The 24054-nt window shown below is 68.5% G+C and carries 22 protein-coding genes and 1 tRNA gene; 6 read left to right on the forward strand and 17 right to left on the reverse strand.

All coding sequences use genetic code 11. The features are described from left to right. The first annotated feature begins 11 nt into the window (after positions 1 to 11). A complete protein-coding gene (locus tag OH802_RS23600) occupies positions 12 to 602 on the forward strand; it encodes a GNAT family N-acetyltransferase (RefSeq protein WP_406022661.1) in 591 nt (196 codons plus the stop codon). A gap of 139 nt (positions 603 to 741) precedes the next feature. Here the strand turns inward: OH802_RS23600 and OH802_RS23605 are convergent, their stop codons facing one another. The 5 genes from OH802_RS23605 to OH802_RS23625 form a co-directional block, all read right to left on the reverse strand. Continuing rightward, positions 742 to 1521, reverse strand: coding sequence for an ABC transporter ATP-binding protein (locus tag OH802_RS23605; RefSeq protein ID WP_406022663.1), 780 nt, complete (start codon positions 1519 to 1521; stop codon positions 742 to 744). After that, a complete protein-coding gene (locus OH802_RS23610; RefSeq protein ID WP_406022665.1) occupies positions 1518 to 2468 on the reverse strand; it encodes an ABC transporter ATP-binding protein in 951 nt (316 codons plus the stop codon). Before OH802_RS23610 ends, OH802_RS23605 begins: the two co-directional genes overlap by 4 nt. A 1-nt stretch (position 2469) precedes the next feature. Further along, complete coding sequence (locus OH802_RS23615; RefSeq protein WP_406022666.1) at positions 2470 to 3462, reverse strand: branched-chain amino acid ABC transporter permease; 993 nt, start codon at positions 3460 to 3462, stop codon at positions 2470 to 2472. Between the two features lie 8 nt (positions 3463 to 3470). Beyond that, complete coding sequence (locus tag OH802_RS23620) at positions 3471 to 4811, reverse strand: ABC transporter permease subunit (RefSeq protein ID WP_406022668.1); 1341 nt, start codon at positions 4809 to 4811, stop codon at positions 3471 to 3473. 167 nt (positions 4812 to 4978) lie between these two features. Beyond that, entirely contained in the window at positions 4979 to 5518 is a 540-nt protein-coding gene (locus OH802_RS23625) for an ANTAR domain-containing response regulator (RefSeq protein ID WP_406029389.1), read from the reverse strand. A gap of 182 nt (positions 5519 to 5700) precedes the next feature. On the opposite strand from OH802_RS23625, the gene OH802_RS23630 reads away from it, so the two are divergent. Beyond that, a tRNA-Leu gene (locus tag OH802_RS23630) sits at positions 5701 to 5776 on the forward strand. 794 nt (positions 5777 to 6570) lie between these two features. Here the strand turns inward: OH802_RS23630 and pyk are convergent. Further along, positions 6571 to 8040 carry a pyruvate kinase gene (gene pyk, locus OH802_RS23635; RefSeq protein ID WP_406022670.1) on the reverse strand — a complete coding sequence of 490 codons (1470 nt, stop codon included), beginning with the start codon at positions 8038 to 8040 and terminating at the stop codon, positions 6571 to 6573. Positions 8041 to 8244: 204 nt separating this feature from the next. Then, complete coding sequence (locus OH802_RS23640) at positions 8245 to 9378, reverse strand: flavin-containing monooxygenase (RefSeq protein ID WP_406022672.1); 1134 nt, start codon at positions 9376 to 9378, stop codon at positions 8245 to 8247. A gap of 123 nt (positions 9379 to 9501) precedes the next feature. On the opposite strand from OH802_RS23640, the gene OH802_RS23645 reads away from it, so the two are divergent. Further along, on the forward strand, positions 9502 to 10614 hold the full coding sequence (locus tag OH802_RS23645; RefSeq protein ID WP_406022674.1) for a helix-turn-helix transcriptional regulator: 1113 nt from the start codon (positions 9502 to 9504) through the stop codon (positions 10612 to 10614). A 115-nt stretch (positions 10615 to 10729) separates the two neighbouring features. On the opposite strand, the gene OH802_RS23650 is transcribed toward OH802_RS23645, so the two are convergent. The 7 genes from OH802_RS23650 to trpC form a co-directional block, all read right to left on the reverse strand. Continuing rightward, entirely contained in the window at positions 10730 to 12196 is a 1467-nt protein-coding gene (locus OH802_RS23650) for a glutamate synthase subunit beta (protein WP_406022676.1), read from the reverse strand. Then, positions 12189 to 16745 (reverse strand): glutamate synthase large subunit, encoded by a 4557-nt coding sequence (gene gltB / locus OH802_RS23655; protein ID WP_406022678.1) that lies wholly within the window; start codon positions 16743 to 16745, stop codon positions 12189 to 12191. The genes OH802_RS23650 and gltB overlap by 8 nt, the downstream gene beginning before the upstream one ends. A 277-nt stretch (positions 16746 to 17022) precedes the next feature. Further along, positions 17023 to 17973, reverse strand: coding sequence for a prolipoprotein diacylglyceryl transferase (gene lgt, locus OH802_RS23660; RefSeq protein WP_406022680.1), 951 nt, complete (start codon positions 17971 to 17973; stop codon positions 17023 to 17025). 28 nt (positions 17974 to 18001) lie between these two features. Further along, complete coding sequence (locus tag OH802_RS23665) at positions 18002 to 18610, reverse strand: SCO family protein (RefSeq protein WP_406022682.1); 609 nt, start codon at positions 18608 to 18610, stop codon at positions 18002 to 18004. Continuing rightward, a complete protein-coding gene (gene trpA / locus OH802_RS23670) occupies positions 18607 to 19404 on the reverse strand; it encodes a tryptophan synthase subunit alpha (protein ID WP_406022684.1) in 798 nt (265 codons plus the stop codon). The genes OH802_RS23665 and trpA overlap by 4 nt, the downstream gene beginning before the upstream one ends. Beyond that, complete coding sequence (gene trpB / locus OH802_RS23675; protein WP_406022686.1) at positions 19401 to 20660, reverse strand: tryptophan synthase subunit beta; 1260 nt, start codon at positions 20658 to 20660, stop codon at positions 19401 to 19403. Before trpB ends, trpA begins: the two co-directional genes overlap by 4 nt. 8 nt (positions 20661 to 20668) lie before the next feature. Continuing rightward, complete coding sequence (gene trpC, locus OH802_RS23680) at positions 20669 to 21451, reverse strand: indole-3-glycerol phosphate synthase TrpC (RefSeq protein ID WP_357355929.1); 783 nt, start codon at positions 21449 to 21451, stop codon at positions 20669 to 20671. A 149-nt stretch (positions 21452 to 21600) separates the two neighbouring features. Here trpC and OH802_RS23685 point away from each other — a divergent pair, with 149 nt between their 5' ends. Beyond that, entirely contained in the window at positions 21601 to 21936 is a 336-nt protein-coding gene (locus OH802_RS23685; RefSeq protein WP_406022689.1) for a DUF4190 domain-containing protein, read from the forward strand. Positions 21937 to 22016: 80 nt separating this feature from the next. On the opposite strand, the gene OH802_RS23690 is transcribed toward OH802_RS23685, so the two are convergent. The 3 genes from OH802_RS23690 to hisI form a co-directional block, all read right to left on the reverse strand. Further along, positions 22017 to 22217, reverse strand: coding sequence for an HGxxPAAW family protein (locus OH802_RS23690; protein ID WP_378836587.1), 201 nt, complete (start codon positions 22215 to 22217; stop codon positions 22017 to 22019). 74 nt (positions 22218 to 22291) lie between these two features. Beyond that, positions 22292 to 22843 carry a Trp biosynthesis-associated membrane protein gene (locus OH802_RS23695; protein ID WP_406022691.1) on the reverse strand — a complete coding sequence of 184 codons (552 nt, stop codon included), beginning with the start codon at positions 22841 to 22843 and terminating at the stop codon, positions 22292 to 22294. Further along, positions 22840 to 23196 (reverse strand): phosphoribosyl-AMP cyclohydrolase, encoded by a 357-nt coding sequence (hisI, locus tag OH802_RS23700; RefSeq protein ID WP_355021876.1) that lies wholly within the window; start codon positions 23194 to 23196, stop codon positions 22840 to 22842. The genes OH802_RS23695 and hisI overlap by 4 nt, the downstream gene beginning before the upstream one ends. Positions 23197 to 23382: 186 nt before the next feature. On the opposite strand from hisI, the gene OH802_RS23705 reads away from it, so the two are divergent. Further along, positions 23383 to 23640, forward strand: coding sequence for a CD225/dispanin family protein (locus OH802_RS23705; protein WP_350661348.1), 258 nt, complete (start codon positions 23383 to 23385; stop codon positions 23638 to 23640). After that, entirely contained in the window at positions 23637 to 24053 is a 417-nt protein-coding gene (locus OH802_RS23710; RefSeq protein WP_406022694.1) for a DUF2752 domain-containing protein, read from the forward strand. The genes OH802_RS23705 and OH802_RS23710 overlap by 4 nt, the downstream gene beginning before the upstream one ends. Position 24054 lies beyond the last annotated feature (1 nt).

Below are 24054 nucleotides of genomic sequence, written 5' to 3' on the forward strand. Positions count from 1 at the left end.
GGACGGACTCGATGAGGGTGCCGGTGACGATGCGAGAGGCACGAGCCGATGACGCGCTCTTCCTTCTCGGCATCTGGCAGGACTCGCTGCGGATGGCGAACGCCGAGGAGCAGCTGAGCGACCTGGAGACGATCATCCGTGCCGCCGACGCCTCCCCCGACCAGCGCCTCCTGGTCGCCGAGTGCGGCAGCGAGCCCGTCGGGGCGGTCTACGTGCGTGCGACCACCTTCGGTCCGCTCAACCTGGAGCCGACGGTGCAGATCTTCGCGCCCCACGTCGTTCCCAGCTTCCGCCGCCGTGGCGTGGGCCGGATGCTGATGGAGTCGGCCGTCTCCTTCGCCGAGGAGCGCGGGGTCAGGACGATCGCGGCCGCGGCCTCCGCCGGTGGCCGTGACGGCAACCGGTTCCTCGCCCGGATCGGCCTCGGCGCCCAGGCCGTGATGCGGGTGGCCCCGACCGCGGTCGTACGCTCCCGGCTCAACGTCCTGGGCCGGGCCCTGCCCCACCACGCCCGCCTGCAGCGCGGCCCGAAGCAGTCCAGCGCCGTCGGCGAGCTGCTCGCCGCCCGGCGCTCCCAGCGACGCTCACACACCGTCGCCTGAGCACGAACGGCCGGGCCCCGGAGCATGCTGCTCCGGGGCCCGACCGTTTCGGGACGTACGTCAGTCCGGCCGCCTTCGGCGGCGGAACTTCCTCGCTCGGCGCGAACGGACGAGCAAGCTCGCCGTTCGGCCTCGCTCGTCAGTCCTCCTTGGCACCCAGAGTGCCGAGGTAGAGCTCGATCACCTTGGGGTCGTCGGCGAGCTCGCGCCCAGCGCCCGTGTAGGCGTTGCGGCCCTGGTCGAGCACGTAGCCACGGTCGCAGATCTGCAGGCAGCGACGGGCGTTCTGCTCGACCATCACGACCGAGACACCCGCCTGGTTGATCTTGCGGGTCTGCACGAAGACCTCGTCCTGCATGACCGGCGAGAGCCCTGCCGAGGGCTCGTCGAGCAGCAGGACCGACGGCTCCATCATCAGCGCCCGGCCCATCGCGACCATCTGACGCTCACCTCCGGAAAGGCCACCGGCACGCTGCTTACGCCGCTCACCGAGGGCAGGGAAGATCCCGGTGACGAACTCGAACCGCTCCGCGAACTTCTTCGGGGCCTGGTAGCAGCCCATCTCGAGGTTCTCCTCGATGGTCAGGCTCGGGAACACGTTGTTGTTCTGCGGGACGAACCCGATGCCCCGCGAGACCAGCTCGTCGGCGCGCTTTCCGGTGATGTCCTCACCCTCCAGCTTGACCGTGCCCTCGTGGATCTTCACCAGGCCGAACAGCGCCTTGAGCAGGGTCGACTTGCCGGCACCGTTGGGGCCGATGATGCCGACCAGCTCGCCGGGCTGGCAGTAGAGGTCGGTGTCGTTGAGGATGTTGACCCCGGGAAGGTAGCCGGCGATGAGCCCGTCGGCGCGGAGCACCGCACCCTCGGCCTCGCTCAGGTGCTTCTCGCGGAACTCCTCCGCTTCGGTGGAAGTCACTTCGAGTCCTCCTCTTGGACGATGTCGCCCTCGAGCTCTGCCTCGACCTCGGCCTCGAGGACCTCTTCGTCGAGCTCGCTCAGGTCGGTGTCGTGGTGGGCCCCGAGATAGGCGTCGATGACACGCTGGTCGGCCATGACCGAGTCAGGCGTGCCCTCGGCGACGATCTTGCCCTGGGCCATCACGATGACCCAGTCGGAGATGTCGCGGACCATGTCCATGTCGTGCTCGACGAAGAGGACCGTGCGGCCCTCGTCGCGCAGCGACTTCACGTGGCCCAGCAGCGACTGCTTCAGCGCCGGGTTCACACCCGCCATCGGCTCGTCGAGCATGACGACCTCCGGGTCGACCATGAGCGCGCGGGCCATCTCGAGCAGCTTGCGCTGACCGCCGGAGAGCGAACCGGCGAAGTCCTCGCGCTTCTTGTCCAGCAGGAACCGGCCCAGCAGGTCGTCGGCCTTCTTGGTGACCTCGTCCTCCTGCTTGCCCCACAGGAACTTGAACGGCGCGGCCCAGATCCGCTCACCCTTCTGTCCCGTGGCGCCCAGGCGCATGTTCTCGATCACGGACAGCTTGGCCAGCACCTTGGTGAGCTGGAAGGTGCGCACCATCCCGAGGCGGGCGACCTTGTAGGGGGCGATGCCCTTGAGCGACTTGCCCTCCAGGCTCCACGAGCCGGTGTTGGGCTGGTCGAAGCCGGTCAGCAGGTTGAAGAACGTCGTCTTCCCGGCTCCGTTGGGGCCGATCAGCGCGGTGATCGCACCACGCTGGATCTCAACGTGGTCGACGTCGACGGCGGTGAGTCCTCCGAACGTACGCGTGATGTTGTCGGCGACGATGATCGGGTCGGACTTCTTGCTGCCCGGCTCCGTGCTCGCCCCGACCAGGCCCGCGGGCCCGGTCTTGCTCGACGCGGCGTTCGTCTCGGTGCTCGTCTGGTCAGTCATGTCAGCGTCCATCGATCGCAATCTCCCTACGGTCGCCGATGATCCCCTGGGGACGGAAGATCATCAGCAGCATGATGGCCAGCCCCAGCATCATGTAGCGGATCACACTGGCCTGGGTGTCGGTCATGATCACCGTCGGGATCCATCCGCCCTTACCCGCTGACTGGCTGAAGAACGAGCCTAGCCCTGCGATCAGGAACCAGAACAGCACCGACCCGAGGACCGGGCCCATCACCCGGGCGGCTCCGCCGAGGAGCAGCGCGGCGAAGGCGTAGAAGGTCATCAGCGTGGAGTAGTCGCTCGGCACGACCGAGGCCTGCTTGAGTGCCAGGTACATGCCGCCCAGGCCACCGATGACACCACCGAGGGCGAGGGCCTGCATCTTGTACGCGAACACGTTCTTGCCCAGCGAGCGGACCGCGTCCTCGTCCTCACGGATGGAGCGGAGTACACGGCCCCAGGGGCTGCGCATCAGCGCCCACACCAGCACGCAGCACAACGCGACCAGGATCCAGCCGACGGTCAGCGACCACAGGTCGTTGCGCCCGAAGGAGATGATGCCGATGTCGATGCCGCTGCTGTAGGGGTTGGCCTCCTGGAACGGCTTGGCGTAGCCGTTGAGCCCGTTGGACCCACCGAAGGTGTCCTTCATCTCCACCGAGCCGAAGACGAACCGCAGCACCTCGGCCGCGGCGATGGTGACGATCGCCAGATAGTCGGCGCGCAGACGAAGCGTCGGCACACCCAGGACCACGGCGAGCAGCAGCGGGGCCACGATCGCCATGACGATACCGAGCCAGAACGGCGCCCCGTAGGTGACCACGGAGACGGCGAGACCATAGGCGCCGACCGCGACGAACCCCGCCTGGCCGAAGTTGAGCAGGCCGGTGTAGCCGAAGTGGATGTTGAGGCCGATGGCGGCCAGGGCGAAGACGATTGCCTGCGGGCCGAGTGCCTGCTGCAACGCTGCCCGGAGAATGTCGAGGATATCCATAGTCTCTCCTACCCGAGCCGCTCTTTACGACCCAGGATGCCCTGGGGCCGCACCAGCAGGATCACGATCATGATCAGCAGCGGGCCGATCTCCTTGATCGAGGCGGGCACGCCGAACAGCGGCCCGAGCTCGTAGACGAGCCCGATCACCAGCGAGCCGACGAGAGCACCCCAGATCGTGCCGAGACCACCGAGAGTGACCGCGGCGAGGATGACCAGCAGGATCCGCATTCCCATGAAGCTGTTGACCTGCAGCTGCATCGCGTAGAGCACACCGGACAGCGCGGTCAGCGCCCCACCGATCACCCACGCGTTGGTGATGACGCCGTCGACCCGCAGTCCGGAGGACGCGGCCAGTGCCGGGTTGTCCGAGACCGCGCGCATCGCCTTGCCCATCCGGCTCTTGGCCAGCCACAGGCAGACCGTGGTGATCGTGACGATCGCGATCAGCACGATGAACACCTCGCGGTCGGCGAGCGAGAGACCGAAGTAGTACCAGTGCTGTTCACGCTGCTGGCCGTTGTACTGCGACAGCGACCGGGTCGAGGAGCCGTAGAAGTACTGGAACAGGTAGCGCAGGAAGATCGCCAGGCCGATCGAGACGATCATCATCGCGATCAGGCCGGTGCCGCGCCGGCGCAGCGGACCCCACAGCACCTTGTCCTGCACGTAGCCGCCGAGGCCACCGAGGAGGACGGCGATGATGCCCGCGAGGAGCACCGAGACCGTGGCCAGGCCAGCGGTCTTGAAGAACTGGTCGAAGGTCCAGGCCATCAGCGCACCGAAGGTGAGCATCTCACCGTGGGCGAAGTTGGACAGGCCGGTCGTGCCGAAGATCAGCGAGAACCCGAGGGCGGCCAGGCACAGGACCAGGGAGAACACGATGCCCGCGCGCAGGTTCTGGGCGAGGTCCTTGCCGAAGTTCGACTCCTCACCGGCGGTGACCCCGATCGGGAAGATCGCCCGGTTGTTGGGCCCCTGGAAACGTACCTGGACGGTGGCTTCGCCCTTGGTGTTCTCGTCGAGGACCGTGCCCTCCGGGAGCGTCTTCTCGTCGAGGGTCACGGTGTACTTCCCGAGCTCCTCGACGACGATGATCGCCACACCCTTGTCGTCGGTGACGCCCTCACCGGCCTTCTCGCCGTCCTTGCTGACCTCGAGGGTCACTCCCGGGATCGGTTTCGGATTGCCTTGGGCATCCTTGTTGGCCTCGTCCTGAAGCGTCACCTGGATCGCGGTGGCGTCCGGCGGTGGGGTCTCGGTTGCCTGTGCGGCACCCGGGCTCCCAACCAACAGCACCATCAGCGCACCGATGAGCGCGACGAGGACTCTGTAGAGCCGCTTGCGCACGTGGGTACTCCTGCCTGTGTGTCCTAAAGACGGACCCTGACACCAGCTGAATACGCTGGTCGGCCGGATCCGCGCGGGCAGTCTAGGCCGAGATCACCCACGAACAAGCCACAGGTTGACCCTCATCTGAGACCGCAACCGATCTGTGACACGCCGTTTACACGGATTCAGGTACGTGGCCCGCTCACGCCGTGCTCGATGACGCCCTCTGCGACCTGGCGCATCGACAGCCGCAGGTCCATCGCAGTCTTCTGGATCCACCGGAAAGCGTCGGGCTCGCTCAGCGTCAGACCCTCCTGCAGGATCCCCTTGGCCCGGTCGACCGCCTTGCGGGTCTCCAGCCGGTCGGTCAGACCGGCGACCTCCCGCTCGAGCTGGGCGAGCTCCTGGAAACGGCTCACCGCCAGCTCGATCGCGGGCACCAGGTCGGTGATGTTGAACGGCTTGACGAGGTAGGCCATCGCACCCGCGTCGCGGGCCCGCTCCACCAGGTCACGCTGGGAGAACGCGGTCAGCATGACGACCGGCGCGATCCGGTCGCGCGCGATCGCCTCCGCTGCCGCGATCCCGTCGAGCACCGGCATCTTCACGTCGAGGATCACCAGGTCGGGTCTGTGCTCGGTGGCGAGCTCGATCGCGGCCTTGCCGTCGCCCGCCTCACCGACGACGTGGTAACCCTCCTCGGTGAGCATCTCCTTGAGGTCCATCCTGATCAGGACCTCGTCCTCCGCGATGACGACCGTACGCCGCGCCTGGCTCTCCGGGGTGCTGCTGGGGTTGCTCTGCGTCACGAGCACAGACTAGGCCATCACGCGCCCGCACCGGCTACGTGATCTCAGACTCGGTCCGGTAAGTTTGCCCCATGCCAGGCCCGTACGCGGGCCCCGGAGCCCCGGTACTCCAACGGCAGAGAGGGCGGTCTCAAACACCGTATAGTGTCGGTTCGAATCCGACTCGGGGCACCAAATTCGTTCCCCTGTTCCACCAAGCTGTCGGTGGTCGAGTGCAGACTACGAGCATGTACGCAGGCCGCGTCCGCACTGAGGCACTCGCTCTCCTTCGGCAGGGCGCCTCATTGTCGACTGTCGCACGCGCAACAGGAATAGCGCGGTCCACCATTCGCGAGTGGCGGGATCGCGAGCCGCGCAGCAGGCCTGGCGTCTGCCCGCGATGTGAGGAGTTGCCGATCGACCAGGAAGCGTACTCGGCACTTCTCGGCTTCTACCTCGGTGACGGCTACATCGCGAAAGCTGCCCGCTACTACTTCCTGCGGGTGACCTGCGACCTGGCCCATCCGCGGATCATCGACGATGTGGTCGACCTGCTCGGTCGGGTCAGACCCGGCGGCAAAGTCTTCACGGTCAAGAAGTCCGGCTGCGTGGACACACAGTCGAACTGGCAGCACTGGCCCTGCCTCTTCCCCCAGCACGGCCCCGGCCGCAAGCACGATCGCGAGATCGCCTTGCTGCCTTGGCAGCAGAAGATCGTGACAGCCCACCCTGGCCCATTCCTACGCGGCCTGTTCCATTCGGACGGGTGTCGCGTGTCGAACTGGGCGACCCGAGTCGTCGCGGGAGAGAAGAAGCGCTATGAGTACGGCCGCTGGCAGTTCACCAACCACTCCGACGACATCCGCAACCTGTGCACCGCGACCCTCGATCTGGTCGGCATCCCGTGGCGCCAGTCCTCCTGGAAGACCATCAGCGTCTCGCGCCGCGAAGCAGTCGCGGCGCTCGACGCGTTGATCGGCCCGAAGAACCTAGCTCTTGCGCTCGTAGGCGGGCGCGACCTCGTTGATCGCGTCGCCGATGCGGTGGATGCGCAGGGCGTTGGTGGAGCCGGGGATGCCGGGAGGCGAGCCGGCGATGATGACGACGAGGTCGCCCTCCTCGACACGGCCGAGCTTGAGCAGGTTCTCGTCGACCTGGCGGACCATCTCGTCGGTGTGCTCGACCTCGTCGGTGCGGAAGGTCTCGGTGCCCCAGCTGAGCGCGAGCTGGCTGCGTACGGCATCGGAGGGGGTGAAGGCGAGCAACGGGATCGCGCCGCGCAGCCGGGAGAGGCGGCGGGCGGAGTCACCGGAGGTGGTGAAGGCGACCAGGTATTTCGCGCCGACCCGGTCGGCGACCTCGGCGGCAGCCTTGGCGATGACGCCGGAGCGGGTGTGCGGGTCCCAGTCGATGGGGCTGAGCTCGGCGGCGCGGCTGCCTTCCGAGGAGAGGGCGTGGCGCTCGGTGGCGGCGATGATGCGGGCCATCGTCTCGACGGTGTGGATCGGATAGTCCCCCACGCTCGTCTCGGCGGAGAGCATCACCGCGTCGGCACCGTCGAGGACGGCGTTGGCGACGTCGTTGGCCTCGGCGCGGGTGGGCGCCGGGTTGGAGATCATCGAGTCGAGCATCTGGGTGGCGACGATGACCGGCTTGGCGTTGAGGCGGGCCAGCTCGATGATCCGCTTCTGCAGGAACGGCACCTCCTCGAGCGGGCACTCCACGCCGAGGTCGCCACGGGCCACCATGAACATGTCGAACGCGGCGATGACCTCGTCGAGGTTGTCGATCGCCTGAGGCTTCTCGATCTTGGCGATGACCGGGACGACGCGCCCCTCCTCGTCCATGATCTTGCGGACGTCCTCGTAGTCCCTCGCGTTGCGCACGAAGCTGAGCGCGATCATGTCGACGCCGAGCTTGAGCGCGAACCGGAGGTCCTCCTCATCCTTCTCGGACAGGGCCGGCACGGAGACGGCGACGCCGGGCAGGTTGATGCCCTTGTTGTTGGAGACCGGCCCGCCGACCAGCACCTCGGTGTGGACCTCGGTGTCGTCGACCGCGGTGACCCGCAGGCGCAGCTTGCCGTCGTCGATCAGGATCGGATCGCCGACCTTCACGTCACCGGGAAGGCCCTTGTACGTCGTCCCGCAGATCTCGTCGTCACCCTGCACGTCGCGCGTGGTGATCGTCCAGGCCTGGCCGCGGCGCAGCGTCGCGGAGCCTTCCTTGAACCGCTCCAGCCGGATCTTGGGCCCCTGCAGGTCGGCGAAGATGCCGACGCTGTGCCCGCTCGCAGCGGCCGCCTCCCGCACCAGCGCGTAGTTGCTGGAGTGGTCGTCGTGGGACCCGTGGCTCATGTTCATCCGGGCGACGTCCATGCCTGCGTAGACGAGCTCGCGGATGCGACGCTCCGTCCCGACGGCGGGTCCCAGGGTGCAGACGATCTTCGCTCTTCTCACGGGAGCCCAGACTACCCCTCTGGATCGTTCAAACCAGCACTCGGACCACGTCCTGATCAGGCCGTTCGTTCAATGTTTACGCCGCCACCGGCGGCTAGCCCGTCGCTGCGGGCCCGGCAATGCACGTGTACGACAAACTCCTCGCCACAAGTGTGTAGAAGCGGGGCCGGGCCGGTGGTACCTGATCGCGAAGAGCAGTGCCGATCAGCGAGCCCGAAGTTCCTTGGCGATTGCCTTGGCGGCGTGTCTGGCTTGTTTGGCGGCGTACCCGATCTGTGCGGCACGTGGGACGAAGCCGATGAAGCGCAGCCCGGGTGCGGCGGGCACCTTGCCGGTGCTCGTGGGTCGGCCCTGATCGTCGAGCACGCCGAGGTGGCCGACCAGCTTCGCCAGCCCGCGCCTGAAGCCGGTCGCGCAGACGAGGACGTCAGGACGGATGATGCTGCCGTCGACCAGGTGCACGGTGTCATTGGTCAGCGAATCGACTGCGCCGACGACCTCGAAGGCATGGTCACGGATGGCGGTGATGACCTCACGGTCGACGATCGCCGGAGCGACCCCGAGCCGTTCACTCCGGGCGAAGATCCCCTCTGCGGGTGCGGGGAGCCCGAACTCGCTCAGGTCACCGATGGCGAGTCGGCGTCCGAAGCGGGCGATGGCATCCGCGATCCGGACGGGCGAGTTGTGGAGAGGGATCGCGATCACGTCGCCGGGCAGGCCCAGCGGGCCCTCGCGCAGCATGATGTTCGGCGGTGTTCGTACGGCGAGCCAGACCTTGTCCGCGCCGCCGATGGCCAGGTCGAAGGCGATCTCGAGGCCAGAGCTGCCGGAGCCGACGACGAGGACCGTGCGCCCAACGAAGGCAGTGGGGTCGGCGTAGTGCGAGGAGTGCACCAGATCACCGATCCACGACTCGCGACCTGGCCATTCGGGCACGAAGGGCTCGTGGTCGTAGCCCGTCGCCATGACGACCTGGGGAGCTTCGAAGGCACCGTCGGAGGTGATGACCCGCCAGCCGTCCCTGCTCCGCTCGACCCGCTCGGTCGAGCAGCTCAACCGCAGCTCGATGCCGCCATCCGTGGCGTGCTGCTCGAGATGGGCGATCACCTGGTCACGGGTTGGGTACGTCGGTGTTCCCTTGGGGTACGGCCGCTTCGGCAGGTGTGAGAACTGCCGTCCGGTGTTCAGGCGGAGTCGGTCGTAGCGACTGTGCCACGAGGAGCCGACCTGGTCGGCCCGGTCGACCACCAGCGGCCGGACGCCGCGGTCGGCGAGCGCGACCGCGGCCGAGAGACCCGAGGTCCCAGCGCCGATGATCACGACCTGTCGGGGGTGCATGTCAGGCCAGTGATCGGTTCGGGAGTGATGTCGTCCATGCCTCCACCATCAGGCTCCTGGACGCGGAGGTAACTCCCAGATTTCTGGGCTGTTCATCTGGTGCCGCAGGCCTATCGTGGAGCCATGGACGCCGACCGGCTCGCCGACCAGTTGCGCGGCCTCGCCCGTGACGGGCTGGCCTGGACCGACTACGTGGCCGCGGCCGACCAGCTTCTCGGTCGAGCCATCGACTTCGACCGGTCCTGCTGGCACACGGTCGATCCGGGCACGGTCTTGCTGACCGGCAGCGTCAACCGTGAGGTGAGCTGCAGCGGGTCGTGGCTCGCGGAGTTCGAGTACGTCGTCGAGGACGTGAACAAGTGGAGCTTCCTCGCACGCTCCGGCCGACTGGCCGGATCCACGAGCCAGGCCACCCACGGCAGGCTGACGCGCAGCGCGCGCCATCGCTCACACCATGAGTTCGGCATCGGAGACGAGCTCCGGGGAAGCATGGTCGATCACGACGGCTACTGGGCCGCCGTCGGGCTGCTCCGCGACGACGGCCGGGCCTGGTTCGCCGAGAAGGACGTCGCCCTGCTCGCCCGCCTCTCCGCCGTCATCGCCGCCGCCGCACGTCGGGCGCTGGTGAGCACCATCGCGGCCGAGACGATGGCCGGCTCGGTCGGCCCCGGGGTGGTGACCTTCGACGTCGACGGCAAGGTCGAGTCGCTGACACCCGCGGCCGAGCAGTGGATCGGCCTCATGACGGAGAATCCGCGACCCGACACGCCCGGGGAATCGAAGGTCCTCCAGGCCGTGGCTGCTCGAGCCCGCAACGCGACGGACGGTGACGCGCTCGAGACGGCGGCACGCGCCCGCCTGCGAGCCGCCGACGGCACCTGGCTCCTGCTCTACGGCAGTCGGCTCAGCGGCGGCGACGGCCGGACCGTGGTGGTCATCCAGCAGGCCTCGCCCTCCGAGGTCGCGCCGCTCGTTGCTCTCGCCTACGGGCTGACTCCACGCGAGGTGGAGGTGACCCGCATGTGCATCGCCGGCCTCGCTACCAAAGAGATCGCCGCGCGGCTGCACCTGTCGGCGTACACGGTCCAGGACCACCTCAAGGCGATCTTCGAGAAGACGGGTGTGCGATCGCGTGGGGCGCTGCTCGGGCAGGTATTTCTCGAGCACTACATTCCGCGCTGGCAGCCACTGGAGCACCCACCCGACGGCTGGCACGGCTACCAGTCGCGGACCTGACCGCGCGCTCCCTGGCGCCCGTCGGTCGTCCTCTCGAACCCGACTGACCCGGCACCTCCGATGTGGAGGTGCCGGGCCAGTGGTCGGCACGCCGTTGTGCCTCGGGGTCTCAGCCTCAGACCATCAGCTGCCGGTCAGTCGGGCGGATCGGCGCGGGCAGGTTGGTCGAGCCGGTGAGGAAGGTGTCGACGGCGGCCGCGGCGGCGCGGCCCTCGGCGATCGCCCACACGATCAGCGACTGTCCGCGACCCGCGTCGCCGGCGACGTACACGCCGGGGACGGAGGTGGCGAAGGAGTCGTCGCGGGCGACGTTGCCGCGAGCGTCGTACTCAACACCCAGCTGGGTGAGGAGGCCGTCCTTCTCCGGGCCGGTGAAGCCCATGGCCAGCAGCACCAGGTCGGCGGGGATCTCCTTCTCGGTCCCCTCCTTCTCGGTCAGCTTGCCGTCGATGAACTCGACCTCGACGAGCTTCAGAGCGCGTACGCGGCCGTCCTCGGTGCCGAGGAACTCCTTGGTGGAGACGGCGTAGACACGCTCGCCACCCTCCTCGTGCGCGGAGGCGACCCGGTAGGTCATCGGGTAGGTCGGCCACGGCTGAGCGTCGGGACGCTCCTCCGGCGGACGCGGCATGATCTCCAGCTGGGTGATCGACTCCGCGCCCTGGCGGATCGCGGTGCCGAGGCAGTCGGCGCCGGTGTCACCGCCACCGATGATGACCACGTGCTTGCCCTCGGCCAGGATCTGGTCGGGGACCGCCTCACCGAGCGAGGCCCGGTTGGACTGCGGCAGGTACTCCATCGCCTGGTGGATCCCGTCGAGCTCACGCCCGGGGACCGGCAGGTCGCGACCGACGGTCGAGCCGTTGGCGAGCACGATGGCGTCGTAGCGGTCCCGGAGCTGCGCACCGGTGATGTCGGTGCCGACGTCGACGCCCGGACGGAAGACCGTGCCCTCGCGGCGCATCTGCGCCAGGCGCTGGTCGACCTGCGACTTCTCCATCTTGAACTCCGGGATGCCGTAGCGCAGCAGCCCGCCGATCTTGTCGGCCCGCTCGTAGACGGCCACGGTGTGGCCCGAGCGGGTGAGCTGCTGGGCGGCGGCCAGACCCGCGGGGCCGGAGCCGATGACCGCGACCGCCTTGCCGGAGAGCCACTCGGGCGGCTGCGGCTTGACGTGGCCCGCGTCCCAGGCCTTGTCGATGATCGCGACCTCGATGTTCTTGATGGTCACCGCGGGCTGGTTGATGCCCAGCACGCAGGCTTCCTCGCACGGGGCCGGGCAGAGGCGACCGGTGAACTCCGGGAAGTTGTTGGTCGCGTGCAGGCGCTCCGAGGCGCCCTCCCAGTCGTTGCGCCAGACCAGGTCGTTCCACTCGGGGATGATGTTGCCGAGCGGGCAGCCCTGGTGGCAGAACGGGATGCCGCAGTCCATGCAGCGCGAGGCCTGGGTGTTGATGATCGGCAGCAGGGTCTTGCCGATCTTGCCCGGGTAGACCTCGTGCCAGTCCTTGACCCGCTCGTCGACGGGACGACGGGTCGCGACCTCGCGACCGTTCTTCAGAAAACCCTTCGGGTCAGCCATGGAGGACCTCCATAATCCGCGCGGCAGCCTCGTCCTCGTCGAGACCCTCCTCGAGGGCCTCCTCCTGGGCTTCGAGCACGCGCTTGTAGTCACTGGGCATGACCTGCGTGAAGCGGGTCAGAGAGTTCGGCCAGTCGGCCAGGAGCGCCTCGGCGACGGCCGAGCCGGTCTCCTCGAGGTGGTCGCGGACCAGCTGCTCGAGCTCGGCGGCGTACTTCTCGTCCACCGGGGTGGCATCGTCCAGCTCGCTGTTGAGGCGCTGCTCCTCGAAGTCGAGGACCCAGGCGACCCCACCGGACATGCCGGCTGCGAAGTTGCGCCCGGTCGGGCCGAGCACGACGACACGACCACCGGTCATGTACTCGCAGCCGTGGTCGCCGACACCCTCGGTGACGATGCTGGCACCCGAGTTGCGGACCGCGGCCCGCTCCCCCACGCCTCCGCGGATGTGGATCCGCCCGCTGGTGGCGCCGTAGGCCAGCGTGTTGCCGGCGATGATGTGCTCCTCGGCCCGGAACCCGGCCGTACGTTCCGGGCGGATGACCACCCGGCCGCCGGAGAGGCCCTTGCCGACGTAGTCGTTGGCATCGCCCTCCAGGCGCAGCGTCAGGCCGCTCGGGATGAACGCGCCGAAGGACTGGCCCGCCGACCCGGTGAAGGTGATGTCGATCGTGCCCTCGGGCAGCCCCGCGCCGCGGTAGCGCTTGGTGATCTCGTGACCGAGGATCGTGCCGACGGTGCGGTTGACGTTGCGGATCGGCAGCTGGGCGCGTACGGGCTCGCCGCGCTCGAGAGCCGGGGCCGCGAGCGGCAGCAGCTCGTTGACGTCGAGCGACTTCTCCAGACCGTGATCCTGGCCCTTGGTGTTGTAGAGGGCCTGGTCGGAGAACTGCTGCGGCGACTCCACGCGGGTGAAGATCGGCGACAGGTCGAGCCCGGAGGCCTTCCAGTGGTCGATCGCGTCGCGGGCGTCGAGCGCCTCGGCGTGGCCGACGGCCTCGTCGATGCTCCGGAAGCCGAGCTCGGCGAGGAGCTCACGGACCTCCTCGGCGATGTAGCGCATGAAGTTGACGACGTACTCCGCCTTGCCGGTGAACCGCTCACGCAGGACCGGGTTCTGGGTGGCGACGCCGACCGGGCAGGTGTCGAGGTGGCAGACCCGCATCATCACGCAGCCGGAGACGACCAGCGGCGCGGTGGCGAAGCCGAACTCCTCGGCACCGAGCAGCGCGGCGATGACAACGTCGCGGCCGGTCTTGAGCTGACCGTCGGTCTGCACCACGATCCGGTCGCGCAGGCCGTTGAGGAGCAGCGTCTGCTGCGCCTCGGCGAGGCCGAGCTCCCAGGGACCGCCGGCGTGCTTGAGCGAGGTCAGCGGGGAGGCACCGGTGCCGCCGTCGTGACCGGAGATCAGGACCACGTCGGCGTGGGCCTTGGAGACACCCGCGGCGACGGTGCCGACGCCGACCTCGGCCACGAGCTTCACGTGGACGCGAGCGCTCGGGTTGGCGTTCTTGAGGTCGTGGATCAGCTGAGCCAGGTCCTCGATCGAGTAGATGTCGTGGTGCGGCGGCGGGGAGATGAGGCCCACGCCCGGCGTCGAGTGACGCGTCTTGGCCACCCACGGGTAGACCTTGTGGCCGGGCAGCTGGCCGCCCTCACCGGGCTTGGCACCCTGGGCCATCTTGATCTGGATGTCGTCGGCGTTGGTCAGGTATTCGCTGGTGACGCCGAAGCGTCCCGAGGCGACCTGCTTGATCGACGAGCGACGCTTCGGGTCGTAGAGACGATCCGGGTCCTCGCCGCCCTCACCGGTGTTGGACTTGCCGCCGAGGATGTTCATCGCGACGGCGAGCGTCTCGTGAGCCTCCTTGGAGATCGATCCGTACGACATCGCGCCGGTCGAGAAGCGCTTGACGATCGCCTCGACGGGCTCGACCTCGTCGATCGAGATCTTCTGGCGACCCAGCTCCTCGGCGCCCTTGAGCTTGAACAGTCCGCGCAGCGTCATCAGTCGCTCGGACTGCTCGTTGACGCGGTCGGTGTACTGCTTGAAGACGTCGTAGCGGCCGCTGCGGGTGGCGTGCTGGAGCCGGAAGACGGTCTCCGGGTCGAACAGGTGCGGCTCACCCTCACGGCGCCACTGGTACTCGCCGCCGATGGGCAGCGCGCGGTGGGCGTTGGCGACGCCGTCGCGCGGGTAGGCGGTGGCGTGCCGCTTCGCGACCTCCTCGGCGATCACGTCGAGGCCGATGCCGCCGAGCTTGGAGGTGGTGCCGGTGAAGTAGCGCTCCACGACCTCCTTCGACAGGCCGACGGCCTCGAAGATCTGCGCGCCGGTGTAGGACGCGACCGTGGAGACGCCGATCTTCGACATCACCTTGAGGACACCCTTGCCGAGCGCCTTGATCGTGTTGGCCATCGCCTTCTCGGCGTCGGCCTTCACGTAGTAGCCCTCGTAGGCGAGGTCCTCGACGGACTCGACCGCAAGGTAGGGGTTGACCGCGGCGGCGCCGTAGCCGATCAGCAGGGCGACGTGGTGGACCTCGCGTACGTCTCCGGCCTCGATCAGCAGGCCGACCTGCGAGCGGGTGCGCTCGCGGACCAGGTGGTGGTGGACCGCGCCGGTCAGGAGCAGCGACGGGATCGGCGCCATCTCCTGGGTGGAGTGACGGTCGGAGAGGACGATGATCCGGGCGCCGTCCTCGATCGCCTGGGAGACCTCGGCCGAGATCTCGTCCAGACGGCTGCGGAGCGCCTCGGCACCGCCGTCGACCTCGTAGAGGCCGCGGACGATGTGGACCTGGAAGCCCGGCATGTCGCCGTCACGGTTGATGTGACGGATCTTGGCCAGGTCGTCGTTGGAGATGACCGGGAACGGCAGCACGATCTGACGGCACGAGGCCGGACCCGGGTTGAGCAGGTTGGACTCGGCGCCGATGGTGCCGTTGAGGCTGGTGACGAGCTCCTCGCGGATCGCGTCCAGCGGCGGGTTGGTGACCTGCGCGAAGAGCTGGGCGAAGTAGTCGAACAGCATCCGCGGCTTGTCGCTCAGCGCCGCGATCGGGCTGTCGGTGCCCATCGAGCCGATCGGCTCGGCGCCGGTGTTGGCCATCGGCGCGAGCAGGATCCGAAGCTCCTCCTCGGTGTAGCCGAAGACCTGCTGGCGGCGGGTCACGCTCGCGTGAGTGTGGACGATGTGCTCGCGCTCGGGGATGTCGTCGAGGCGTACGAGACCGGCGTGGAGCCACTCGTCGTAGGGGTGCTCGGCGGCGAGCTCGGACTTGATCTCGTCGTCCTCGATGATGCGGTGCTCCGCGGTGTCGACGAGGAACATCTTGCCCGGCTGGACGCGGCCCTTGCGGACCACGGTGGCGGGGTCGATGTCGTCGAGCACACCGGCCTCGGAGCCGAGCACGACCAGGCCGTCCTCGGTGACCCAGTAGCGGGAGGGACGCAGGCCGTTGCGGTCGAGGACCGCGCCGATCTGGGTGCCGTCGGTGAAGACCACCGACGCGGGGCCGTCCCAGGGCTCCATCAGCGAGGAGTGGAACTCGTAGAACGCCTTGCGGGCGGGGTCCATCTCCTCGTGCTTCTCCCAAGCCTCCGGGATCATCATCAGCATGGCGTGCGGCAGGCTGCGGCCGGCCAGGTGGAGGAGCTCGAGGACCTCGTCGAAGGAGGCCGAGTCGGAGGCGCCCTCGGTGCAGATCGGGAAGAGCCGCTCGAGGTCGCCGGGGATCAGCTCGGACTCGAGCAGCGACTCGCGCGCCTTCATCCAGTTGCGGTTGCCCATGACGGTGTTGATCTCGCCGTTGTGGGCGATGAACCGGAACGGGTGGCTCAGCGGCCAGCTCGGGAAGGTGTTGGTCGAGAACCGGCTGTGGACGACGGCGATCGCGGAGGCGACCCGCTCGTCGACCAGGTCGGGGAACACCTCGGCCAGCTGGGGCGTGGTGAGCATGCCCTTGTAGACGATGGTGCGGCTCGACAGCGACGGGAAGTAGACGTCGGTCTCCTTCTCCGCGCGCTTGCGCAGGCAGAAGGAGAGCCGCTCCAGGGCCAGGCCTGTGACGCGCTGCTTGGCGCCGGCCACGAAGAGCTGGCGGAAGGTCGGCATGACCGCCTTGGCGGTGGCGCCGAGCGAGTCGGGGTTGACCGGTACGTCACGCCACCCGAGGACCTCGAGGCCCTCCTCGGTCGCGATCTCCTCGACCATCTTCACGGTGCGCTCGACCTGGTCGGCGTCGCCGGGGATGAAGGCGGTGCCGACGGCGTAGGCACGCTCGGCCGGAAGGTCGAAGTCGACGACCTCACGAAGGAAGGCGTCGGGGACCTGCAGCAGGATCCCGGCGCCGTCGCCAGAGTTGGTCTCGGCGCCGGCGGCGCCGCGGTGGTCGAGATTCACCAGGGCACGGATGCCCTGCTTCACGATGTCGTGGCTGGCCACGCCGGTCAGCGTCGCAACCATGGCGACGCCGCAGGCGTCCTTCTCGAACCGAGGGTCGTAGAGGCCCTGGGGGGATGGATACGAGTGCTCGTACGGCACCGGGATCTCCCGTCTGTCCGGGCTCAGGCACGCACCGACCGACGCAGCCCAATAGCCCCGGTTCTCTGACTCTGCTTCGAGTCGAGTCCGGAGCGGGGGATGTCTGCGACAGGTGCGCGCGCCCTTGCGGGGATGAAACTGGCAATCTGCAGGGGACAGCGTTGGCCCGCGCGAGTGCGGCTAGGTTACCACTGTGTCACGCGTAGGTTGCGAACGAGGGTCCATCGGCGGACACCCTCCCGCGAGGCGCTACGTTGCGCCTAATATCTGCGTCTGATCAGGCCTTTGTCGAGGATTCCTCGTCGTCGGTCCCGTTGTCGGCTGCGTTGCCGTCAGTCTCGCTCGCGGGTTCGTTCTCGGTGTCGTCGTCGACGTCGTTCGCCGGGGCCTTGGCAGGATCGCTGTAGACCTCCTCCTCGAGGGTACCCCGACCGGTGAAGGTGGCGTACGCCCACCACGCGGCCGCGAGCACGAACAGGATGATCGACATCCACTCGCTCCAGCGCAGGCCGAGCACGTTGACCAGCTGCACGTTGTCGATGCGCAGGGTCTCGATCATGCCGCGGCCGAGGCAGTAGGCCATCACGTAGAGGGCGACCACGCGGCCGCCGCCCAGACGCAGCTTCTTCTGCAGGTAGACGATCACGAAGAAGGCGAGGATGTCCCAGCAGAACTCGTAGAGGAACGTCGGGTGGAACGTGGTGCCGACCGGGAACTGGCTGGGTCCGTCGGGGTAGCGCGACGGGTCGATCTCCAGGCCCCAGGGCAGGTCGGTGGGCCTGCCGAAGAGCTCCTGGTTGAACCAGTTGCCCCAGCGGCCGATGCCCATCGCGAGCAGGCAGGTCGGGGCGATCGTGTCCAGCAGCGGGATGATCTTGATGCCCTTCTGCTTCGCGCCGATGATCGCACCCACGGCGCCGAGCGCGATCGCGCCCCACACACCGAGCCCGCCGCGCCAGATGTAGAGCGCCTCGATCGGGTTGGACCCGACGCCGAAGTAGAGCTGCCAGTCGGTCATGACGTGGTAGATCCGGCCGCCGACCAGACCGAACGGAACCGCCCACAGCGCGATGTCCTGGATGTCGCCGGCCCGGCCGCCGCGGGCCTGCCAGCGCCGCTCGGAGACCCAGACGGCGACGATGATGCCGAGGATGATCGCGAAGGCGTAGCCGCGCAACGGGACCGGCCCGAGCCAGAGCACGCCTTCGGCCGGGCTGGGGATGGACATCGGGAGGATCATGCGGGGCCCTTCTTGGCTACTTCTGAGTGAGAAGGCGGTGGATGTCGTCGGCGAACTGCTTGGGAGAGGTGTTCATCGACCACACCACACTGGCCTGTCCCTGGGAGACGGCCGAGACGTGGGTGTCGTGGACCCCGAGATCGTAGCCCCCACTGGGTAGCCGGTCGGCCTCCCCTATGTAGAGCCGCATCGACTCGGCCAGGGTGACGATGTCCTTCAGGTCACCGGTGAGGCCGATGAAGTCCTCGTCGTAGCGGTCCAGGTACTTGCGCAGGACCTCCTCGGAGTCGCGCGCGGGGTCGGTGGTGACGAACACGACCTCGACCTTGTCCCGGTCCGCGTCGTCGAGGCGAGTCAGCGCCGCGGTCAGGCTCGACATCACCAGCGGGCACTCGTCAGGGCAGCTGGTGTAGCCGTAGAAGACCAGCGTCAGGGGCTTGTCGACGTCGGTGGCCAGCGAGAACGGTTCGCCCTCGGTGTCGGTCAGCGCGGTGTCGGAGAGCCGGTAGGGCGTGTGCTCCTGCCCGGTCATCGCCGAGGCCGGCGCCTGGCCGGCGCCGGGAGCGCCGCAACCGGTGAGCACTCCGATGAGGACGAGCAGGACGGGAAGAGCGAGGAACCTCAACGCGCGCGGACTCCCGCGGCCAGGTCCTCGGTCAGGCTCGCCAGCGCCTTGAGCGCAGCCTGCTCGTCGGAGCGGTTGTCCAGCAGCGTACGCACGAAGGCGGAGCCGACGATGACCCCGTCGGCGTACGCAGCCATCTCGGCCGCCTGGGCACCGTTGCTGACCCCGAGACCGACGCCGACCGGCAGGTCTGTGGTCTTCTTGGTGCGGGCGACCAGCGGGGCGGCCAGGTCGGAGGTCTTGGCACGGGCGCCGGTGACGCCCATGACCGCGGTGGCGTAGACGAAGCCTCGGCACTGGGCCGTGGTCATCGCGATCCGCTCGTCGGTGCTGCTCGGCGCGACCAGGAAGACCTTGTCGAGGTCACGGGCGTCGGCGGCCTCGATCCACTCCGGCGCGAAGTCGGGGGTGATGTCAGGCGTGATCAGACCCGCGCCGCCCACGTCCTGCAGCTGCTGGGCGAAGCGGTCCACGCCACGGCGCTCGATCGGGTTCCAGCTGGTCATCACCAGGGTCGGCACCCCGGTCGCGGCCACGGCCTCGACGACGCGGAACACGTCGTCGACACGTACGCCGCCGTCGAGCGCCTGCTGCACCGCGTCCTGGATGGTGGGGCCGTCCATGACCGGGTCGGAGTAGGGCAGGCCGATCTCGATGATGTCGCAGCCGGCCTCGACCATCGTCGTCAGCGCCTCGATCGAGCCGTCCACCGTGGGAAAGCCCGCCGGGAGGTAGCCGACCAGGGCGGCGCGGTTCTCGGCCTTCGCCTTCGCGAACGCTACCGACGTACTCACTTTGCTTCTCCCTGCTTGCTGTCCCCGAGCCCGAAGTAATCGATGGCCGTGCCCATGTCCTTGTCGCCGCGACCGGACAGGTTGATCAGGATCGTGGCGCCCTCGCCGTGACGCTCCTTGATCTGCGGAGCGATCTTGATGGCACCGGCGATCGCGTGGGCCGACTCGATCGCCGGGATGATGCCCTCCGAGCGCGACAGCAGCGCGAAGGCGTCCATCGCCTCCTTGTCGGTGATGCTCGTATAGCTCGCCCGGCCGGACTTTGCGAGCCAGGCGTGCTGCGGCCCGACCCCGGGGTAGTCGAGTCCGGCGGAGATCGAGTGGGACTCGATGGTCTGGCCGTCCTCGTCCTGGAGCACGTAGGTGCGGGCGCCGTGGAGCACGCCCGGGTCGTTGGCCTGGATCGTGGCTGCGTGACGGCCGGTCTCGAACCCGTCTCCCCCGGCCTCGAAGCCGTGGATCTCGACGTCCTCGTCGTCCAGGAACGCGGTGAAGATGCCGATCGCGTTGGAGCCACCGCCGACCGCGGCGACGACGGCGTTCGGGAGGCCGCCGAACTGCTCGAGGGACTGCGCCCGGGCCTCGTCGCCGATGCCGCGCACGATGTCCCTGACCAGCGTCGGGAACGGGTGGGGCCCGGCGGCGGTGCCGAACAGGTAGGCGGTGTGGTCAACGCTGGCGACCCAGTCGCGCAGCGCCTCGTTGATCGCATCCTTGAGGGTGCCGCTGCCGGAGGGCACCGGGACGACCTCGGCGCCGAGCAGCCGCATCCGGGCTACGTTGAGCGCCTGGCGGTCGGTGTCGACCTTGCCCATGTAGACGGTGCAGTCGAGACCGAAGTAGGCGGCCGCGGTCGCGGAGGCCACCCCGTGCTGGCCGGCGCCGGTCTCGGCGATGACCCGGGTCTTGCCCATCCGCTTGGTCAGCAGCGCCTGGCCGAGCACGTTGCGGATCTTGTGGGCGCCGGTGTGGTTGAGGTCCTCGCGCTTGAGGAGGACGCGTACGCCGAGCTGCTCGGAGAGCCGGGTCGCGTGGTAGAGCGGGCTCGGCAGGTTGGCGTAGTCACGCAGGATCGCGTCGAACTCGGCCACGAACTCCGGGTCGGCCTTCGCCTTCTGCCAGGCGTCGTCGAGCTCGATGAGCGCCTTCATCAGCGCCTCGGGCATGAAACGGCCGCCGAATCCCTCGGCCTCGCCACCGAACCAGCCGAACTCGTCGGCGTCGTAGCTCGTCGTTTCGTGGATGTGAGTTGTCATGGCTGGTCCTAGCCTTGGATTCCGGTGAACTCGGCGACCGTGCCTTGCGGGTCGCCATGCTTGACCAGCGCCTCGCCGACAAGGACCGCGCGGGCCCCTTCGGAGACGTGGCGCTTGACGTCGGTGGCGGTGAAGATGCCCGACTCGGCGACCTTCACCCGGTCCTCGGGGATGAGCGGCGCGAGCCGTCCGAAGACGTCCTGGTCGATCTCCAGGGTCTTCAGGTTGCGGGCGTTGACGCCGATCAGCTCGGCGCCGAGGTCGACCGCGCGGGCGACCTCGGCCTCGTCGTGGGTCTCGACCAGCACGGTCAGCCCGAGCTCACGCGCCTGGTCGTAGAGGCTGCGCAGCGTGTCGTCGTCCAGCGCGGCCACGATCAGCAGCGCGAGGTCGGCGCCGGCTGCCCGGGCCTCCAGCAGCTGGTAGGGCTCGACGATGAAGTCCTTGCGCAGGATCGGGGTGTCGACGGCGGCGCGGACCGCGCGCAGGTCGGCGAGGGACCCGCCGAAGCGGCGTTCCTCGGTGAGCACCGAGATCGCGGCGGCACCGCCGGCGGCGTACTTCTGGGCCAGCTCGGCCGGGTCCGGGATGTCGGCCAGGGCGCCCTTGGAGGGGCTCTTCCGCTTCACCTCGGCGATCACGCTGCTGCCCGCCGCACGGAAGTGCGGCATCGGGTCGCGGGGCGCGTCGACGTCGGCCAGCCGGGCCCGCAGATCCGCCTCGGACACCGTCGCCTGGCGCTGCGCCAGGTCCAGACGTACGCCGTCGATGATCTTTTCGAGCACCGACATGTTTAAACCTCTCGTTTCCGGGTATGACCCACGTGCAAAGCCTCTCACCCGAACCGTGACACGCCCGATTTGGCGCCACAGTGCGGGCGGGAAACGTTAAGTTTCTTCCATCTCTACCCAACTCGCCTGACTTTGGAGGTCAGACACACATGAGCTACGGAACTCCTCCGCCGCCGCCCCCGTACGGTTCGCCGGCACCCGGGCAGCCCGGTCAGCCTGCGGGCAACAACAAGAAGGCGATCTGGGCACTTGTCCTCGGCATCCTCGGCTGCATCTGCTGCGGAATCTTCACCGGTATCCCGGCGATCATCCTCGGCAAGATGGCCCAGAACGAGATCGACGCCTCCGGTGGCGCGCAGAGCGGGCGTGGCATGGCCACCGCTGGCTTCATCCTCGGCATCGTCGCCATCGTTCTGTTCGTCATCGGGCTCATCCTGAACCTGTCCGGTGCTCTCGACTTCAGCGGCAGCACCACCACGTACTGAGCTCAGTCCATGTGAGCTCGGCTCTTTGAAATCAGCGAGGCCCCCGGCGAATCCGCCGGGGGCCTCGCTGTTTCACAGGCTCAGTGCGACTCGACGTTGAAGCCGAGCTTGGAGAGCACGATGAAGAGCAGGCCGCCCGCGACGGTGACGGCGACGCCGACCCAGAAGACGAACCAGCTGATCGGGTCGAGCATCATGGCGACGCTTCCGATGAGGAAGCCGAGGAGGCCGACCGCGACTGCGATCCAGGCTGCCGGGGTGTTGCCGTGGCTGGCGGACATGCGATGACTCCTCTACGAGTTCTCTTGCTGAAGCGAAGCCCGAAGCGATCCAGGTGGGCTTGGCTGCAGTGTATTCATTGATCCCCCGTTGTCGGGTCACGACCCTCGTCCAACGACTTCCAGACGTCGATCGTGGACTGCTCCTCCAGCGGTTTCTGATCCGGCTTCGCGTCGACCGGGGCGTCGTATCTGCGGCCCATCTCGGGCCACGAAGGAGCCAGCCGTACGGCCGCGACGGCCGCCGCGACGGTCAGGACCGCGCCGAGGAGCGCGAGGTAGGGCCAGGGGGTGGTGGTGTGCTCGGTCTCGCCCCAGACCACCTCGGAGTCGATCGCCCGGCCGAGCGCGTCGATCCCGGCATGGCCGAAGAAGGTGACGATCACGCCGATCCCGGCCAGGCCGGCGAGGGCGGCCACCAGGCGGCGTACGAGACCTCGGGTGACCAGGACCACGCCCCAGGCCGCGAGGGCGACCAGGGCCAGGCCGGTGGTGGCCGGCGAGTCGTTGAGGTCGGCCGGCATCTGGGCCGGGGCGGTCACCTTCACCCATTCGTTGGAGCCGGCCCACGCGGCCAGGGCCGCGCCGGCGAGTCCGGCGATGACGGTGGGGCCGAAGGCGGCCTTCATGAGATCAGGCCGGCGTCGAAGCAGGTGTGGTCGCCGGTGTGGCAGGCGGGGCCCTCCTGGTCGACCTTGAGCAGGATCGTGTCGCCGTCGCAGTCCAGGCGCACCTCCTTGACGTACTGCCGGTGGCCGGAGGTCTCCCCCTTGACCCAGTACTCCTGCCGGCTGCGGGACCAGTAGGTCGCCCGGCCCGTCGCGAGCGTGCGCGCCAGGGCCTCGTCGTCCATGTAGCCGAGCATCAGCACCTCGCCGGTGTCATGCTGCTGCGCCACCGCGGGCACCAGTCCGTCGGGGTTGCGCTTGAGGCGGTCGGCGATGGCGGGGTCCAGTCCCTCGCTCGTGGGTCCAGTAGTCACGGCTCCAGTATCCCGCTGGGCAACAGTACGGACACAACCGGCATGTCGCGGCGCTTATCGAGAGCCCTCGAGGCCCCGGGCTGCCAGACTCTGCCGGTCATCTGGGCCGGTCATCTGGGCCGGTCTCGGTACGGCCCTGTCAGCCGACTCTTCGAGTCGACTATTCAAACTGGAGAACACCGCACCATGGCTAACCCCACCCCGCAGCCGGCACCGGCGAAGCAGACCGACACCAGCGCCCTCGTGATCGGCATCCTGGTCACGCTCTTCTGCTGCCTGCCCTTCGGCATCGTCTCGATCGTCAAGGCCGTCCAGGGTGACGCCGAGGGCGCCAAGAAGTGGGGCATCATCGGCGCCATCACCGGCGTCGTCGTGATCGTCCTCTACATCATCGCCTCGGTCGTCCTCGGCGTCGGCATGGCCGCCCAGTCGGGGACCATGTGACCACACCCTCACGGGTGCGCGCGGGGCTCGTCCCACTGGCCGTCGTGGCCGGCGGGGCGGGCCTCGCGGCCGTCTTCGCCACGTCTCCCGGGCTCGTCGCCTACGTTCCGCCGTGCCCGGTCCACGCTCTCACCGGCATCGACTGCCCCGGCTGCGGGATGACGCGCGGCACGATGTCGCTGCTGTCGGGTGATGTATCCGGCGCGATCGGCCACAACGCGCTGATGTTCCTGCTCGGGCTGCCGCTGCTCGCACTGCTCTGGTTCTTCTGGCTCCGCGGCCGCGTCGGCGGCCCTCCCGCGCCCGGCTGGGCGCGCTCGCGCACCGCGCTCTACACGTGGCTGGCGCTGACCGTCGCCTTCACGGTCTTCCGCAACCTTCCCTGGGCTCCGTTCACCGTGCTGGCGGCTTGAT

The sequence above is a fragment of the Nocardioides sp. NBC_00850 genome (genome assembly GCF_045207335.1).
In the GTDB taxonomy this organism is placed as follows: Bacteria; Actinomycetota; Actinomycetes; order Propionibacteriales; family Nocardioidaceae; genus Nocardioides.